Annotated in this window: 12 protein-coding genes; 5 read left to right on the forward strand and 7 right to left on the reverse strand. The window is 36.0% G+C overall.

All coding sequences use genetic code 11. From position 1 onward, the window contains the following. The first annotated feature begins 176 nt into the window (after positions 1–176). Together uvrA and PXG98_RS15175 are read left to right on the forward strand one after the other, a co-directional pair. Positions 177–2,957: an excinuclease ABC subunit UvrA gene (gene uvrA / locus PXG98_RS15170; protein ID WP_276392499.1), complete on the forward strand. Its 2,781-nt coding sequence runs from the start codon at positions 177–179 to the stop codon at positions 2,955–2,957. 182 nt (positions 2,958–3,139) lie between these two features. Next, a complete protein-coding gene (locus PXG98_RS15175) occupies positions 3,140–4,270 on the forward strand; it encodes a hypothetical protein (protein ID WP_276392502.1) in 1,131 nt (376 codons plus the stop codon). A gap of 58 nt (positions 4,271–4,328) precedes the next feature. On the opposite strand, the gene PXG98_RS15180 is transcribed toward PXG98_RS15175, so the two are convergent. The 4 genes from PXG98_RS15180 to PXG98_RS15195 are packed head-to-tail and all read right to left on the reverse strand — an operon-like array spanning position 4,329 to position 9,792. After that, positions 4,329–5,789: an oligosaccharide flippase family protein gene (locus tag PXG98_RS15180; RefSeq protein WP_276392505.1), complete on the reverse strand. Its 1,461-nt coding sequence runs from the start codon at positions 5,787–5,789 to the stop codon at positions 4,329–4,331. Next, positions 5,780–7,066: a glycosyltransferase family 4 protein gene (locus tag PXG98_RS15185; RefSeq protein ID WP_276392508.1), complete on the reverse strand. Its 1,287-nt coding sequence runs from the start codon at positions 7,064–7,066 to the stop codon at positions 5,780–5,782. The genes PXG98_RS15180 and PXG98_RS15185 overlap by 10 nt, the downstream gene beginning before the upstream one ends. Further along, positions 7,066–9,501 carry a YfhO family protein gene (locus PXG98_RS15190; protein WP_276392510.1) on the reverse strand — a complete coding sequence of 812 codons (2,436 nt, stop codon included), beginning with the start codon at positions 9,499–9,501 and terminating at the stop codon, positions 7,066–7,068. The genes PXG98_RS15185 and PXG98_RS15190 overlap by 1 nt, the downstream gene beginning before the upstream one ends. A gap of 21 nt (positions 9,502–9,522) precedes the next feature. Beyond that, positions 9,523–9,792: a DUF4834 family protein gene (locus tag PXG98_RS15195; RefSeq protein WP_276392512.1), complete on the reverse strand. Its 270-nt coding sequence runs from the start codon at positions 9,790–9,792 to the stop codon at positions 9,523–9,525. An 86-nt stretch (positions 9,793–9,878) separates the two neighbouring features. Between PXG98_RS15195 and PXG98_RS15200 the strand changes: the two genes are divergently transcribed. Next, the gene (locus PXG98_RS15200) at positions 9,879–10,955 is read left to right on the forward strand and encodes a transporter (protein WP_276392515.1); all 1,077 of its coding nucleotides are present in this window, start codon (positions 9,879–9,881) and stop codon (positions 10,953–10,955) included. Between the two features lie 112 nt (positions 10,956–11,067). After that, positions 11,068–12,186, forward strand: coding sequence for a GNAT family N-acetyltransferase (locus PXG98_RS15205; protein WP_276392518.1), 1,119 nt, complete (start codon positions 11,068–11,070; stop codon positions 12,184–12,186). A 38-nt stretch (positions 12,187–12,224) separates the two neighbouring features. Here PXG98_RS15205 and capB read toward each other — a convergent pair whose 3' ends face one another. The 3 genes from capB to PXG98_RS15220 form a co-directional block, all read right to left on the reverse strand. Then, a complete protein-coding gene (gene capB, locus PXG98_RS15210) occupies positions 12,225–13,484 on the reverse strand; it encodes a cysteate-C-fatty acyltransferase (protein WP_276392521.1) in 1,260 nt (419 codons plus the stop codon). A 121-nt stretch (positions 13,485–13,605) separates the two neighbouring features. Beyond that, entirely contained in the window at positions 13,606–14,646 is a 1,041-nt protein-coding gene (capA, locus tag PXG98_RS15215; RefSeq protein ID WP_276392524.1) for a cysteate synthase, read from the reverse strand. A gap of 69 nt (positions 14,647–14,715) precedes the next feature. Continuing rightward, a complete protein-coding gene (locus PXG98_RS15220) occupies positions 14,716–16,857 on the reverse strand; it encodes a S9 family peptidase (RefSeq protein ID WP_420909572.1) in 2,142 nt (713 codons plus the stop codon). A gap of 63 nt (positions 16,858–16,920) precedes the next feature. On the opposite strand from PXG98_RS15220, the gene PXG98_RS15225 reads away from it, so the two are divergent. Beyond that, entirely contained in the window at positions 16,921–17,247 is a 327-nt protein-coding gene (locus PXG98_RS15225) for a YbaB/EbfC family nucleoid-associated protein (protein WP_276392527.1), read from the forward strand. Positions 17,248–17,258: the final 11 nt, after the last annotated feature.

Genomic DNA, 17,258 nt, shown 5'->3' on the forward strand with positions numbered 1-17,258 from the left:
TTTCAAAAAAGTAATTGTTTTCTATATGCTTCTGTTTAGTAACTAGGCTTCAAATATAAATAAAATTTAATTAGAGTAAAGAATTATTGTTGTGTGCAGCCATTTTTTATAGGCCAAAACAACCTCATTGGTTATTGAAATGAACATATTGTATCTTTGCAAACCTATTATTAGCTATGACCGTATTATCTAAAGTAAATCCAAAAAACAACATAATCATAAAGGGTGCAAAACTGCATAATTTAAAGAATATTGATGTAGTTATACCCAGAAACAAATTGGTAGTTATCACTGGTCTGTCCGGATCCGGAAAATCAACTTTGGCCTTTGATACATTGTATGCGGAAGGGCAGCGCAGGTATGTAGAAAGTCTATCTTCCTATGCTAGGCAGTTCTTAGGAAAACTAGACAAACCCAAAGTAGATTACATAAAAGGAATAGCCCCAGCTATTGCCATAGAGCAAAAAGTAAATTCAACCAATCCAAGGTCTACCGTTGGTACAAGTACGGAAATCTATGATTATTTAAAACTCTTATATGCAAGAATAGGTAAAACTTATTCCCCGGTATCCGGCAAACTCGTTAAAAAACATACGGTAACCGATGTAGTAAATTACATTAAGACTTTTAAGCTAAACGACAAGCTTTTGTTGTTAGCTCCCGTAGTAATTCCAAAAGATAGAGATACTGTAAAATCTCTGGAACTCTTATCCAAACAAGGCTTTGCACGTATAAAAAAGGATGGGGAAGTTATACGTATTGAACAAGCGGATGAAAGTATTGGGAAGACCTTTGACTTGGTGATTGACAGAATTATTACCAAGGACGATGATGATTTTTACAACAGATTAGCAAATGCGGTTGATACGGCTTTTTTTGAAGGAAAGGGATATTGTAGCGTTGAAGAACTATCTTCTGGCAAGATCACCCAATTCAGCAATAAATTTGAATTGGATGGCCTCCAGTTTATGGAACCAAATGTTCATCTTTTTAGTTTTAATAATCCATATGGAGCCTGCCCTAAATGCGAAGGTTACGGAGACGTCATTGGCATTGATGAAGATTTGGTGATTCCAAATACTAGTCTTTCTATTTATGAAAATGCCATTTTTCCTTGGCGAGGTGAAAGTATGAGTACTTATAGAGATCATCTAGTGAATACTGCCTACAAATTTGATTTCCCTATTCATAAACCCTGGTATCAATTAACGGAGCAACAAAGGCAGTTGGTATGGGACGGAAATAAACATTTTACAGGTCTTCATGCATTTTTTAAGAAATTAGAAGACAAAAGCTACAAAATACAGAACAGGGTAATGCTCTCACGTTACCGTGGCAAAACCAAATGTACCCTATGTATAGGAAGGCGTCTTAGAAAAGAAACGGATAATATTAAAATTGAGGAAGCATCTATCTCGGAGCTCGTAGAAATGCCCATTGAAAACTTGATTACGTTTTTTAACACGCTTAAGTTAAACGAGCACGATTTAAAAATTTCAAATCGGTTATTAAAAGAGATCAGAACAAGACTTTCCTTTTTAGATAAGGTAGGTCTACAGTATTTAACACTAAATAGAAAATCCAATACATTATCTGGAGGAGAAAGTCAACGAATAAACTTAGCTACCTCATTGGGGAGTAGTCTGGTCGGTTCTATGTATATATTAGACGAGCCCAGCATAGGCCTACATCCGCGAGACACCGAAAACCTGATCGAAGTACTTAAATCCCTTAGAGACCTTGGAAATACCGTAATTGTGGTAGAACACGATGAAGACATAATGCTTGCAGCAGATGAAATTATTGACATTGGTCCTGAGGCTGGCACCTTAGGAGGGGAAGTAGTGGCTTGTGGTCCAATGAGTGAAATTATTAAATCAACCTCCTTAACGGCTTCCTACCTCAGTGGTAAGGAAGAAATAAAAGTCCCTGAAAAAAGAAGAGAGTCTAAAAGCTTTATTGAAATTAAAGGAGCTAGAGAGAATAATCTTAAAAATGTAGATATAAGCTTTCCTCTTAATATGCTAACGGTCATAAGTGGAGTTTCTGGGAGCGGTAAAAGTACTTTGGTAAAGAAGATTCTCTATCCTGTACTTTTAAAAAAACTAGGAGGCTATGGTGAAAAAGCAGGGCAACATACGTCTATTTCAGGGGAATATAAAGGCTTAAAAACAGTAGAATTTGTAGATCAGAACCCTATAGGCAGATCTTCCAGGTCTAATCCCGTCACATATATCAAGGCATACGACGATATTCGGGCCCTTTTTGCATCACAGAAATTAAGTAAATTAAGGGGTTATCAGGCCAAACACTTTTCCTTTAACGTAGATGGCGGACGCTGTGAAAAATGTAAGGGAGAAGGTGAAATCACTGTGGAAATGCAGTTTATGGCCGATGTACATTTAGAATGTGATGTATGTTACGGTCAACGCTTCAAAAAAGAAGTATTAGAAGTACGCTTTGAAGGAAAAAATATCAACGATGTCTTAAACATGACAATAGACGAGGCTATTTCCTTTTTCCGGGCAGGTTCACAAAATCGAATAGTTACTAAGTTAAATCCCCTTCAAGAAGTTGGTTTGGGTTATGTTACCCTAGGACAGTCTTCTTCTACGCTTTCAGGGGGAGAAGCACAAAGAATTAAATTGGCGTCCTTTCTGGTCAAGGGAAATTCAAAAGATAAAGCACTTTTTATTTTTGACGAACCTACGACAGGACTGCACTTTCATGACATAAACAAACTTTTAAAATCTTTTAATGCCCTCATAGAGCGTGGCCATTCCATAATTGTTATAGAACATAATATAGAATTTATTAAATGTGCCGACTATTTAATTGATTTAGGGCCTGAAAGTGGCGATAAGGGAGGTAATATTGTTGCCCGTGGCACCCCGGAGGAAGTAATCCTAAACCCAGTATCTTATACGGCCGGCTATTTGAAAGAAAAGTTGAATTGATTTCGTTGTACTTAGAAAATCAATAGGTTTTACTGTGGAAAAAGTATAAAATTATGGTATTTTAATTATTTATATTACTGAATACCAGAGTTTTATCAAAATAAACAAATTTATGGCACGCTGTTTGGATAGTTAATTGTAGATGTAAATAATTGCATTCATAACTATTAAAACCTTATGTCATGAGAAACTTAATCCTTTTAATTTCAGGAATGGTCTTAGTCAACAGTGGACTGAAGGCAGAGGTATTAGAGAATAACAATACTATTAGTACTTCTTTTAATAATAACGCCATAATATTTGTTGAAAATGGAATAACCTTCTCTATTTACAGAGATGGTGTATTCGACTTCTATATGGAGAGTGTAGTAAATCCTATTTACAATGTGAACAATGTAGGAGTTGCTTATACCTTCAATTCCGGTTATAATTATAACTCCTATGTACAATACGATGCTTATGGTGCAGTTATCCAAGTTCAGAATGTACCAATATACTATGATTATTACGGGAGAGTAAATAGAATTGGAGCCATTCCAATTGGTTATAGCAATGGATATGTTCGTCGTGTTGGCGGTCTAGGTGTTTATTACAACAATCGAGGTTATTATGGGAGTTTTACAGGATACGTAAATTATTCGAATAGGTATTACGCCTTTAATCCCTACTACAATTATTTTGTAAGACCAGCAGCCGGATTTTGTTTGGTCTACAATAGACCCTACAGAAGGTACTACCAGCCTATTAGGTATACATATTATAGACCGTATAATAACAATTATAGAAGGGCATATGCTCATGTAGGGAAGACATATAGACAAAACCCTAACTATACCCATAGGTCTAGAATATATAAAAATGATAAACGTGTAACCAGACGGAATAATACTTTGAATAGGAGAAGTAGTCATAATAATAAGGCGGTCACTTCCAATCAAAGGAGTGTTACCTATAGATCTAATGTAAATTCTAGTAATAGAACCAATAGTACTAGGAATGGAAGATCCAAGGCTATCCGAACTGATGCTAGAACTAAGCAGAATATTAAACAGAATAGAAACGAGGCGTACATAAAAAAGAATAGCCCGAAAACTAATTCAACAAGGTCTAATTCTGCCAGAATAGCACAAAGCAGGTCTAAAAAAGAGAATTTACGCCCTGGCAGTGGCAATGGTAATTCCAGGTCTTCCTACAAAAGTGTAAAGGGAACTAAAACCAAAGAAGTGGCACAAAGAACATCTTTCGAAAAGGATAGAAGAATTAAGTCCAGTTCAAGGTCTGGCAACTCAAGAGGTAGAAGTTCTAAACAATAGTTTTTTTAAGTTGATTGGTTGTTAAAGCCCGTATTGAGATTTTCAATACGGGCTTTTTTTATTTCTTTATTTTGTAAAATGAAAAAAGTTTGGATATAATATCTTCTGAGATACGAAACCTTTGAAGGATAACTATGTATGAAGAAACAATTAAAACGCTCTTAACAAAGATATTCACCAAGGGATGGAAGGAGAAATCAAAACTATAAAATAATACCCCAAGAAACAGTAAGAGAGCTGAAACCCTAAAAGTATCCCTTGTAAATGGCTGGATATGAAATTTTTGCTTAACGTAGAAGAGTTTTATTGTGTTGAACATAAATATGGCAATAAATGAGGCAAAAGCGGCTCCCTCGATCCCATACTTTGGTATAAATATCCAATTAAATAAAACGGTGCATAGGGCTAAGAATAGTCCAAAAACAAGTGTGGTCCTGTAGTATTTAGAATTATATAAAATGGAATTGTTAATTCCGTTCAGAGCATCGTAAACTTTTGTAGCTCCTATTAGGAAAACTACCAAAAAACCACCTCTATAACTTGGTGGTAAAAAAATGTAGAGTTCCTTTAAGTTTAGTACAATTAGCAAAAAAACCAAACCTGAAATAATTAAAAGAGACAAGGAACTTTTCTGATAAAGCTCCTTCAAAGACTTATAGTCCTTTTTATTTAGTAATTCGGCAGTTATGGGGTAGGTGATTTGGTGCATAGCTCTGGCAGGTACAGCTACCACAATAGCTATAAAAATGGCGACGGTATAGTACGCTACATTTTCAATTTCAATAAATTGATTAATCATAAACCTGTCTATTTCTAGGATGACTATTGCCGAAGATCCTCCCAAGATAATAAGAAAACTATAATTGAAAACCTCCTGAAATTCCTTTGTCCACCTAAACTTAAAATTCCAATTTCTCAGAGAAAGCGAATAAAACATCATTATTAAGGTCCTGATTAAATATAGGGCCACCATGAGATCCAGAAACTCCGCAACGTTTATACACTGAACATATAGTAGGCATAATAGAATGGCAATTCCTAAACGGATAAATATTTCCTTCATAAAATTCCCAAATACAGATTGTAATTGAACTTTAGACCAAGCATAGAATACCTCGAAATAAGCCATTCCTAGCCCGATTAGAAAGATGTGCCATATATAGGCTTTTACAATGAGATTTTTCCTAGCAAGAAATTCACCAATCATATCGTTGGCAAAAAAACTAAATCCTGCAATTGGGATTATCGCCAACAAGGGAAGTAATAACAATAGACTTAAAAAATTATCTGTTAGCTCACCGTCTCTAAATCTGCTGAAATACTTCACTAAGGTATTCGGAACACCAAAGGCCATTAAAGGAGTCAGGATGGCGGCTGTAGAAAGAATTACACCAATTAGACCATAATATTCGTCAGACATAAAGCGGGTATAAAGAACAAGGGTATTCACCGCTCCAATACCGAAACCAATATAGGTGACAATTAAATTTCTTAGCGATTGTTTATAGACTATTCCCATTGCAATTCTTGTGCAAGCTTCAAGGTAAGAGATTTTCTACTATATTTTTCAATATTTGCAGAATCTACGTGCAAGCCATGTGCTAAATAAGCATTAAACCATGCATTTAGTTGCTGTTTTATTTCTTGCTTTTGCTGGTGTTTAAAAAACCCACCAGCCCTTGTTTGCTGTATCATCTCCCCTACTTCCCATTTATCTGGTCCTATAGCCAAAATTGGCCGCTTGGCTGCCAGATACTCAAAGAATTTACCTGGGATTATTCCTGAAGTCTCTATGGAGTCTATCTCAACTAGTAGCAATAATTGCGAGCTTTTTTGGTATTCAATGGCTCTTTTATGGGATACATATCCTAAAATACTCACATTTTCTTTTAATCCAAAATCTGTAAGACTTTCCACTACTTCCTCGCCTACTACACCAATTAATTGAATGTCTAATGCATTTCTAAAGTCTTCATTTTCCTCTTGCAATTCAGCAATTGCTTTCCAAAGATTAACTGGGTTGCGCTCGGAAAGCATAGAGCCTATATGTGAGATTGTAAATTTCTTCGAAAGTGCAGGAGAGTCTATAGAATCTTCGGTATTCTCAAAACCATTGGTTACCACATGAATTGGCCGGGAGCTAATTTTTTCGAACTCCTTTTTGGTCGTTTCACTGGTTACAATAATATCATCGCAGTTTCTCAAGACCTCCTTCTCTAATCTCAAATGTTTTTTCCTCGATCTTTTCGTAAGCCTCAATTTATTATGGTAGCTGATAGATGTCCATGGATCTCTAAAATCAGCTATCCAACGTACATCCGTATTCTTTCTTAAGTAAAAACCTATTAAATGCATACTATGAGGAGGCCCAGTAGTAACTATGGTTCTAATATTTTCTTCTTTCAATAACTTACTTATATATCGAACTGAGGGTTTCACCCAAAACTTCCTTGCATCAGGAATAAACAAATTCCCTCGTATCCAAAGAAGTAACTTCTCCATATTGGAGGGAGTCTTTGTAGTAATAATACCAGAACTGATTCTCGAAGTTTGCCTTCTACTAAAAATTGAGGCCAATTTATATGGCTCAAAAATCTTAGTTTTATAAACGATAACATCATCGTCTACCTCGTCTAAAAGACTATGGTCTCTAATGGCGTAGGTTGGGTTAGAGGGTACATACACCAGAGGTTGAACACCTAAATCTGGTAAATATTTTACAAAGTTCAGCCACCTCTGTACCCCGGGTCCGCCTGCTGGTGGCCAATAATAGGTTATGATTAGCACTTTGTGCATTAGCCCTCGTCCTTAGTTCGAGCCTGTTTAAATCTATAAAGACTTCCGGTTATAAGGAGTAATATAAGAATTACGGAGCTAGCCAATGCTATTTTTGATCCGATTTGAACAACTTCTGGTTCAAATCTAAAAATAATCTCATGTTCCCCAGCCGGAATAATTACTCCTCTTAATAAATAGTTTACCTTAAAATGATTGCTTGTTTTCCCGTCTATATAACATTGCCAATCCTTAGGGTAGTAGATTTCTGAAAAGATAGCAAGTCCCTCATATTTATTATTCGCAAGATATTTTAACTCTCTCGGGCTATAATCTACTAAATCTATAGTGGCCAAACTGTCTTTTGTAAAATTTACTTGGGTCAAGGCATCTGTAGTATTTGAATTAACCACTGCCTCTTGTCTAAAGTTAAGACTGTCTAAGGCCATTATTTCATCATCTGCAGAATATACCTGTTTAACCGTTTCAACAAACCAAGCATTCCCTAGGGCATCCGGATTAGCTAATGCTGTATTCTGTCCTTCGGAATCCTGTTGAATTATATATTTAACGTTGAGCATGTTTAACACCTCAAAATTATTCTTGTAAATCTGATAATCAAATAAGTCCTGTAAGGCAGCTGGTTTGGCAGCATGATAGCCTCCAATTGATTTATGAAAGTAAGACGTCCTAGCTCCGTTTAGCCCTTCAGACGGATCATAAACCCTATAAATGCTCTTATCCTTTAGGATCTCTTTATCTACTTCTCTTTCAACAAATGGCTGACTCATTAATCTTGGCCTAACAAAGTCCTTACTATTGACATATCTCAGGTCCACGCCTACCATGTCGAATAAAAGAATCACTCCCAGAATTCCTATGGTTATATTAGTAGATAATTTAGACCTTAGGTAAAGGTAAATAGCTCCGGCACCAACTAAAACTATAAGTAAAGTACGAATAGTATCCTGCGTATAAACGGCTTCACGGTCTCTTAGAATCATAGCCATTAATTCTTCTCCAAAATACCGTTGATAAGTAGCATCATTAGCTCCTATAAAATCAAACATCCCTTTAAAGAGGAATAGAGCAACAGTAACAGAGACTAGCGCGAGCAGGGATTTCTTTAAGGCCAAAAGTTTTTGTTCTTTGGACACTACTTCTGAAAACAATTCTTTTAGGCCCAAAATGGCTAAAATGGGAGCACAAAGTTCTAGAATTACCTGAATAGAAGAAACTGCCCGAAATTTATTATACAGCGGGAAATAGTCTATCATGAAATTCGTTAAAATCCCAAAATTCTTTCCCCACGAAAGCATTAGAGACATCAGCAGCCCACCTAATAACCACCACTTCAATCTCCCTTTCACAAGAAACAAGGCCAATATTCCTAAGAAAACCACCAAGGCACCAATATAAGCTGGTCCGGCAACACCGGGTTGTTTACCCCAGTAAAGGGGTATTCCACTACTAAATTCCAGAGCCCTCGTTCTGGGTAGACCCTGTTCAATTAAAAAATCGAATGCCTTAGATTTATCCCCTAAGTCTTCACTATTACTTCCTCCAAATAAACGCGGAACCAATAAGTTTAAAGACTCTACAATTCCATAGCTATACTGGGTTATATATTCTCTGTCTAAACCAGATTTATTTTCTTTTAAGTTCCCTGCGGGATCTATAGTAAGCGCAGATTTTCCTCTTGTACTCCAGTCAGCATACTCTTTAGTAGCCATTAAGGAGGTTGCGTTTGTAGCAATCCCAAGTACTACGGCAACTAACAACAATCCGGTGGCTTTTAAAAAATCAACCAGGGTCCGATTCTTAATAGCATCGAATAAGTAGACGATACCAATTATTAAAACCAGCAACATAAAATAATAGGTCATTTGATAATGATTGGCACCTACTTCCAAGGCCATTGCTACTGCTGTTAATAGAAATCCCCAGACATAATTCTTTCTAAACGTTAGTATAATACCAGCTAGTAAAATTGGTAAAAATCCAATAGCATGGGCTTTGGCATTATGACCAACTCCCAGGATAATAATAAGATAGGTAGAAAATCCAAATGCCAATGCCCCCAATATAGAGAGTCTGTAGTCTACTTTTAAGGAACATAGTAGAATATAAAAACTCACAAAATATAAAAATAAATAGTCCGCGGGCCTAGGTAAAAAACGTATAGTCCTATCCAATTTTTTTACATAGTCGTGTGGGTAATATGCCCCCAATTGATAAGTAGGCATTCCACCAAACGCACTATTGGTCCAATAGGGTTCCTCTCCTGTTTTCTTTCTGAAATCGTTTTGTTCTTTGGCCATTCCAGTAAACTGAATGATATCAGATTGCTGAATTGTTTTAGACTGTAATACCGGATAGAAATAAGCTAATGCAGCGACTATAAAAATCACTATAGAGAAAAAGTGAATAAATATAGCCTTGGTACCTTTATTCATAAAAATGCTAAGGAGTAATGGTTATTTAATTTCTTCAAAATCTATGAACTCTCCTACATTATCAGTGTTTACCTTCTTTTTGGAGGTTCTTGGTTTTTCTATGCTTATTTCCCCTTCGTCTACAGGGGCTTGGTTCTGATTCTGATTGGAATACTGTTCAAAGCTATTTCTAAATCTATCTTCAGTCTTCTTCGCGGCATAACTAAAAAGCCTTGGACCAAACCACTTTGCCAATAGTTTTAGCGTATAATAGACCAACAGAATAATTAAAATCGTTTTTAAAAAACCCATAATAAGTGTTTTCTGTATATCAAAAATACAATTCCAACGTTGTAATAACATTAGAAAATTCATAAAATAATAATAAAATCTATCTAATGTACCGCCAGGCATCTACGAATCCCTTTACGATAACCATATATTTAATAGTTCTAATTATACCCTTTATTGGGGTATGTCAGTATACAGATGTTATAAACTCAAATAGACCCGGAGTTTCTGTAAGTGCCTATGCCATTGGTAAAGGGGTGGTTCAGGCTGAACTTGGTTTGGGATATGAAATAGAAAATCACAGCCTTTTAAATACCGATGCTAATAGTTTTGCCGTAGACTTCTCCTTTAGGTACGGTTTGCTGTTAGAAAAGTTAGAATTAAACTGGGAAGGCAGGTATCAAAACCAAAATATAACCTATAATGAATTTGGATTTAGTGCAACCCGCTCTAATTTTTCCAGAAATAGAATAGGTCTTAAGTATTTGATTTACGATCCTTTTGCTAATCCACAACGCAACAAACCGAATCTGTATAGCTGGCGCGCAAATCATAAGTTTCAGTTTAAAAATCTATTGCCAGCAGTTTCCTTATATGCAGGAGCTAATTTTTCGTTTGGAGATAATCCATTTTATCCGGAAGATCCAGAGATTTCGCCAAGAGCAATGATTGCCACTCAAAGTCGTCTTACCCCGAGGTTTGTGCTGATAACGAATATCGCTTACGATAAAATTGGCACGGACTTTCCTGAATGGAGTTATACCATTTCACTTTCACATGCTCTAAGAAACCCCAAATGGAGTGTCTTTGCCGAAAACCAAGGAATAAGCGGAGATCGATATTCCGATGTTTTGTTGCGAGCAGGTTCGGCTTATTTGTTCAATGAGAATTTTCAAGTAGATGCTGCATTGGGTGGTAGTTTTAAGAATACACCCACTAAGTTCTTTGGCACCATAGGAGCATCCTATCGTCTAGATTTTCATAAAGATGTATTGATTCCAATAGAAGATCAAAATGCTGATGAGAACGGCGGACAAATTGAAAGAAATGCAATGAAGAAAAAGAAAGATAAAAAACAAAAGAAAAAGAAGAACAAAGGCAGTGGTGCTGAAGACGTTGATCTGGGTCCTTCCAAAAAAGAAATGCGCCAACTAAAGAAAAAAAAGAAGGAAATTGAATTCTAATAGGCTACGATCTATTTAACACTTTACTTTAATTGCTATTATCTGAAAAAATAATTCGGAATATTTAAAGCCTTGTTTTTTATCCCTTATCTTGAGCCGTCAAATTAATTGTATGGTTCAGCTTAAGGAAGCCACATCAAAATCAGATTTAAAGCGGTTTATAAAATTTCCCTTTTCTCTTTATAAAGATTCGCCCTATTGGGTTCCACCCCTTATTTCAGACGAATTAGAGACTTTTGATAAAAGCAAAAATCCCAACTTCAAAAAAGCGGAAGCTTGGTTTTACCTTGCTTACAAAGACAATAAGCTTGTTGGCAGGGTAATGGCCATCATCAATTGGGTTGAAGTAAAAGAACAAAAAGTAAAAAAAATGCGCTTTGGTTGGTTTGATTTTATTGATGATCCTGAGGTATCTCTAACGCTTTTAAATAAAGTGAAATCTATTGGTGAGGAGAATGGGCTAGAATTTATTGAAGGCCCTGTAGGTATAACAAATTTAGACAAGGTAGGCGTACTTATTGAGGGATTTGAGACGCGAGGGACCATGATTACCTGGTACAACTTTCCGTACTACCAAAAACACTACGAAGCCTACGGTCTAAAAAAAGAAAAAGAATATTTGGAAAATAGATTTCCAGCCAGTAATACAAAGCCAGAGTATTTTAATAAAGTGCAGCTTCTTATAAAGAAGCGGTATAATTTAAGGGAGATGAATTTTAGTTCCACTGAGGAAATAATGCCTTGGGCAGATCAAATGTTCGATTTATTTAATGAGAGCTATGCCAAATTAGCATCTTTTGTACCACTAACTAAAGAACAAAAGCTTTATTTTAAAAAGAAATATTTAAGGCTTATAAATCCTGAGTACATAAAGTTTGTCATTGATTCGAATGACCGTGTAGTAGCATTTGCTATTGTAATGCCATCTTTTGCTAAAACACTACAGAAAATTAAAGGCAGGTTATTCCCTTTTGGATTCATCCAACTTCTACGGGCAAAAAAACACAGTAAAGATGTTATCTTTTATCTAATTGGCGTACATCCCGAATATCAAAAAAAAGGGGTTACCGCTATAATTATGAATCAATACCATAAGGTGTTTCAAGAAAAAAATATTAGAAATTGCTATAGAACACCTGAATTAGAAGAAAACAAGGATATTAGGCAGTTATGGAAAAATTTTGATCCTGAAATATATAAAAGAAGGCGGACCTATAAAAAATTCCTCTAAAAGGATACCTTAGCAATTCGCCTGTTTCTAAATCCCAATTATTCCCCCATTGCAGCAGCAACTGCAGCAGATAGTCTTTTATACGTACCATTTTGAAGTCGATCCCGTATTGCTGAAAACGCATCTAAAGTAATAGCGATATCTTCTAAAGTGTGGGTAGAGGTAGGAATCATTCGCAACAAAATCATCCCTTTGGGAATTACCGGATATACTACTATGGAACAAAAAATACCATAATTCTCTCTTAAATCCCTTACCAAGGCCATTGCCTCAGGAATACTTCCACTGAGATAAACGGGAGTAACACAGCTACTGGTAGTGCCAATATTAAATCCTCTTTCTTTGAGTCCGTCCTGCAATGCATTTACATTCTCCCATAACTTTGTTCGCAGTTCTGGCATTGTGCGCAGCATTTCCAATCTTTTCAAAGCGCCTTTTACAAAGACCATAGGAAGAGATTTGGCAAACATTTGAGATCTCAAATTATATTTTAGATAATCAATAATTTCTTTATCTGCTGCCAGAAAAGCTCCTATCCCTGCCATAGACTTGGCAAATGTCGCAAAATAAACATCGATATCATCCTGAATACCCTGTTCCTCACCTGCTCCTGCGCCTGTTTTACCTAAAGTACCAAATCCATGTGCATCGTCTACAAGAAGTCTAAAACTAAACTCTTTCTTAAGGGCAACAATTTCTTTTAATTTACCTTGTTCTCCGCGCATACCAAATACACCTTCCGAAATAACCAATATTCCTCCTCCGGTTTGTTCGGCCATCTTGGTTGCTCTTTCCAAGTTCTTTCTTAAACTCTCAATATCGTTATGCTTAAAGGTGAAGCGCTTGCCCATATGCAAACGAACACCATCAATAATACAGGCATGAGAATCAACATCATAAACAATTATATCATCCTTAGAAACCAATGCATCTATTGCAGACAAAATTCCCTGGTAACCAAAATTTAATAGATAGGAAGACTCTTTATTAACAAAGCTGGCCAGTTCTTTTTCTAGTTGTTCGTGAAAATCCGTATGCCCGCTCATCATTCTCGCCCCCATTGGATAAGCTGCCCCATGTTCTAAAGCCGCTTCTCCGTCAACTTTCTTAATTTCCGGAAGATTTGCCAATCCCAGATAATCGTTGATACTCCAGGTAATAACCTCTTTACCTTGAAATTTCATACGATTGGATATTGGTCCTTCCAGTTTTGGAAATACAAAATATCCTTCTGCCTGAGAAGCCCATTTACCTAAAGGTCCCTTATTCTCAATGATTCTATCAAATAAATCTCTCATGTAGCCTAGTTTGTTAGTTCTGCAAAATTATGGAATTTTGATCACGATTCACAAATTTATTTTAGAGCAATAAAAAAGGCAATGGAATTCCATCGCCTTAAATTATTTATTAGCTTAAAATCTACTTTACATATTGAATTTCTTGCTCTTCTCCAACATGTTCATTATCAAAAAACCCTTGGTCATTCATCCATTGATCATTGTAAATTTTACTCATATACCGAGAACCATGATCTGGAAAAACAAGAACAACTTTACTATCCTTTTTAAATTCTCCTCTTTCGTTTAATTGCTTTACTGCCTGCATAACTGCACCACTGGTATATCCCACAAAAATTCCTTCTGAACATGATATTTCTCTTGCCGTATGAGCACTTTCTTCATCAGTAACTTTGATGAATTCATCAATTACTTCAAAATCTGTCGCGTCAGGGATTAAGTTTTTCCCTAAACCTTCAATTCGATAGGGATAAATTTCATCATGATCTAATTCTCCGGTTTCGTGAAACTTTTTCAATACAGATCCATAGGCATCTACTCCAATGATTCGGATATTTGGATTCTGTTCCTTTAAATAACGTGCAGTACCTGATATAGTTCCCCCTGTTCCACTACAAGCGATTAAATGTGTAATTTCACCAGCCGTTTGTTTCCAAATTTCAGGACCAGTAGTTCTATAATGTGCCTCCATATTAAGGCTATTAAAATACTGGTTGATATAAATAGAGCCTTTTGTTTCTGCGTGTAATCGTTTAGCCACTTGATAATAGGATCGAGGATCGTCTGCACTAACATGAGCGGGGCAAACATAAACCTTGGCTCCCATTGAACGAAGCATGTCGATTTTGTCTTTTGAGGATTTAGAACTTACCGCCAAGATACATTCGTATCCCTTTATAATACTCACCATGGCTATACTAAAGCCCGTATTACCCGAAGTAGTCTCTATTATGGTACTACCTGGTACTAGTATTCCTTTTTTTTCAGCTTCATCAATAATGAAAGACGCAATCCTGTCTTTTGAAGAATGTCCTGGGTTAAATGCTTCAACCTTTGCATAAAAATTACCAGTCAGAGGAGCTGCTATTCTATTCAACTTCACCAGAGGTGTATTTCCTATTAGATCTAGAATAGAATTATAGGCATTAATCTTGCTGTCCATAATAAAATGTTAGGCGGTAGATTCTTTTTTAAAAGAATCAGATTTGCGGACAAAATTACTACTTTTTTTTTATTCTGAAAGTTTGCTCTCCAATTCCAGCAAAAAGGTGTATTCCATGGCTGTTTCCTTCAAAGCCTCAAAGCGTCCTGACGCTCCTCCATGGCCTGCCTCTAAATTGGTGTAAAAAAACAGTTTATTATTGTCTGTTTTATGGGTACGCAATTTGGCCACCCATTTTGCTGGTTCCCAATACTGTACCTGCGAATCTTGCCAACCAGTAGTTACCAAAAGATGTGGATATTCCTGAGACTTAACATTATCATAAGGAGAATAAGACTTCATATAGTCGTAATATTCTTTTTGATTTGGATCCCCCCATTCGTCATATTCACCAGTTGTAAGCGGTATAGAGTCATCTAGCATGGTTGTAACAACATCCACAAAAGGGACCGCCGCAATAACCCCATTATACAAATTAGGTTCCATATTAACGATCGCTCCCATCAGTAAGCCCCCTGCGGAACCTCCATAGGCATATAAATGATCGCTGCTCGTATAATTTTGCTCAATTAGAAACTTAGAGCAATCAATAAAATCGTAGAAAGTATTCTTTTTGTGCAAAAGTTTACCCTGGTCATACCAGTGTCGGCCAAGATATTCTCCACCTCGTATATGGGCAATTGCAAAGATGAATCCCCTATCTAATAAGCTCAATCGGACCGTAGAAAAATATGGGTCAGACGTACTGCCATATGATCCATATCCATATAATAATAAAGGGCTGTCACCATCTAAAGGTGTATCCTTCCGATAGACTATGGAAATAGGCACTTTTTTCCCATCTCTGGCGGGGGCCCATATTCTTATTGATTGATAATTATCCTTATTAAAACTACCTCCTAGTACTTCTTGTTCTTTCTTTACGACAGCATTCCTGGTGACCATATTTAAGTCAATAATTGAATATGGTGCAAGCATAGAATTATAGACATATCTAAAAGAATCTGTTTCAAAATCAGGATTTACATATGGGTAAGCGATATAGGTTTCGTTATCGAAAGGGATATAATAACTCTCGCTTCCATCCCACCTATTAATCTTTAGCTTGTTTAAACCATTATCACGTTCCGTCAGGACATAAAAGTCTTTAAAAATCTCAATGTCTTCCAATAGAATGTCCTTCCTATGTCTAATAAACTCTTCCCAGTATTCTGAGGCCGTTTGTTCCTCAGAAACCTTCATTAATTTAAAATTTGTAGCCTTATCCTTATTAGTAAGGATATAAAAACTGTTTCCATAATGATAAATGGAATATTCTAACCCCCTTTCTCTTGGTGAAAAGAGTTTAAATTCTCCTTTGGGATTGTCTGCATGGAGGAGCTGAAATTCGGATGTAAGCGTACTTAATGAACCTATTATTATATATTTCTTTGATTTTGATTTGTATACAAAGGTGTTAAACGTAGGGTCTTTTTCATGAAATACCAACTCATCTTCTATACTAGGTTGCCCTAATACATGTTTATAAATTTTATCTGACCTTAGAGTTAAAGGATCCTTTTTGGTATAGAACAAGGTCTTGTTATCGTTTGCCCAAACGGAGGCCCCAGTAGTATCATCTAATTTGTCATCAAATACTTCTCCAGTTTCGAGGTTTTTTATTTGCACATGGTATTGCCTTCTGCCTATGGTATCGGTTCCAAAAGCAGCCAATTTATTATTTGGACTAATAGAAACACCTTTTAGATTGTAAAACTCATGACCAACAGCGAGTTCATTACAATTAAATATTATTTCTTCACCTGCCTTTAAACTTTTTCTTTTTCTGGAATAGATTGGGTATTCCTTACCCTTTTCATATCTCGTTATATACCAATAACCATTAAGCATATAAGGCAAAGACTCATCATCTTCCTTTATCCGTCCCTTCATTTCTTCAAATAATTCAGTCTGAAAGGATTTGGTGTGATTATTTAGTGTATGGTAGTACTTATTTTCGTCTTCTATATACTTTCGTACTTCCTTATTCTCGCGTTCTTTTAACCAATAATACTCATCAATACGAATATCCCCATGCTTCTCTAAGTTCACCGCATGTTTTTTGGCCTTTGGGGCGCTAACAACATCCATTTTTTTATTTTGATTATGCCAAATATTAGTCATAACGAGTAAGGCTAATAAAATGACACCTATTTTAAAAAAGTATGTCATTATAAATATTTTTAAAGGGCGCAATTTAGTAATTTTGTTATTAGAACCCTTAAAAAGTATAATATGTTTGGAGATATCATGGGAATGATGGGAAAGCTGAAAGAAACACAGAAAAAGGTAGAAGAAACAAAGGAACGACTAAACCTAGTTAGTATACAAGAAAAATCAGCCGATAATCTAGTGTCCGTTACCATTACAGCTAATAGAAGCATAAAATCTATTGAAATTGATGACTCTTTATTATCAGAAAAGGAAAAGTTAGAGGATTATTTAGTTTTAACGGTAAATAGAGCAATCGAAAAAGCTACTGAAATTAACGAAAAAGAATTGGCAGCAGTTGCAAAAGAAGGTATGCCGAACATTCCAGGTTTAGATTCCATGTTCAAATAAGTATTCGGGAT

The organism is Eudoraea chungangensis (assembly GCF_029360665.1).
In the GTDB taxonomy this organism is placed as follows: domain Bacteria; phylum Bacteroidota; class Bacteroidia; order Flavobacteriales; family Flavobacteriaceae; genus Eudoraea; species Eudoraea chungangensis.

What these genes read in the sequence shown, in the direction of transcription:
- uvrA (WP_276392499.1), top strand. Translation starts at nt 177, where the DNA reads ATGACCGTATTATCTAAAGTAAATCCAAAAAACAACATAATCATAAAG.
- PXG98_RS15175 (WP_276392502.1), top strand. Translation starts at nt 3,140, where the DNA reads ATGAGAAACTTAATCCTTTTAATTTCAGGAATGGTCTTAGTCAACAGT.
- PXG98_RS15180 (WP_276392505.1), bottom strand. Translation starts at nt 5,789, where the DNA reads ATGGGAATAGTCTATAAACAATCGCTAAGAAATTTAATTGTCACCTAT.
- PXG98_RS15185 (WP_276392508.1), bottom strand. Translation starts at nt 7,066, where the DNA reads ATGCACAAAGTGCTAATCATAACCTATTATTGGCCACCAGCAGGCGGA.
- PXG98_RS15190 (WP_276392510.1), bottom strand. Translation starts at nt 9,501, where the DNA reads ATGAATAAAGGTACCAAGGCTATATTTATTCACTTTTTCTCTATAGTG.
- PXG98_RS15195 (WP_276392512.1), bottom strand. Translation starts at nt 9,792, where the DNA reads ATGGGTTTTTTAAAAACGATTTTAATTATTCTGTTGGTCTATTATACG.
- PXG98_RS15200 (WP_276392515.1), top strand. Translation starts at nt 9,879, where the DNA reads ATGTACCGCCAGGCATCTACGAATCCCTTTACGATAACCATATATTTA.
- PXG98_RS15205 (WP_276392518.1), top strand. Translation starts at nt 11,068, where the DNA reads ATGGTTCAGCTTAAGGAAGCCACATCAAAATCAGATTTAAAGCGGTTT.
- capB (WP_276392521.1), bottom strand. Translation starts at nt 13,484, where the DNA reads ATGAGAGATTTATTTGATAGAATCATTGAGAATAAGGGACCTTTAGGT.
- capA (WP_276392524.1), bottom strand. Translation starts at nt 14,646, where the DNA reads ATGGACAGCAAGATTAATGCCTATAATTCTATTCTAGATCTAATAGGA.
- PXG98_RS15220 (WP_420909572.1), bottom strand. Translation starts at nt 16,857, where the DNA reads ATGACATACTTTTTTAAAATAGGTGTCATTTTATTAGCCTTACTCGTT.
- PXG98_RS15225 (WP_276392527.1), top strand. Translation starts at nt 16,921, where the DNA reads ATGTTTGGAGATATCATGGGAATGATGGGAAAGCTGAAAGAAACACAG.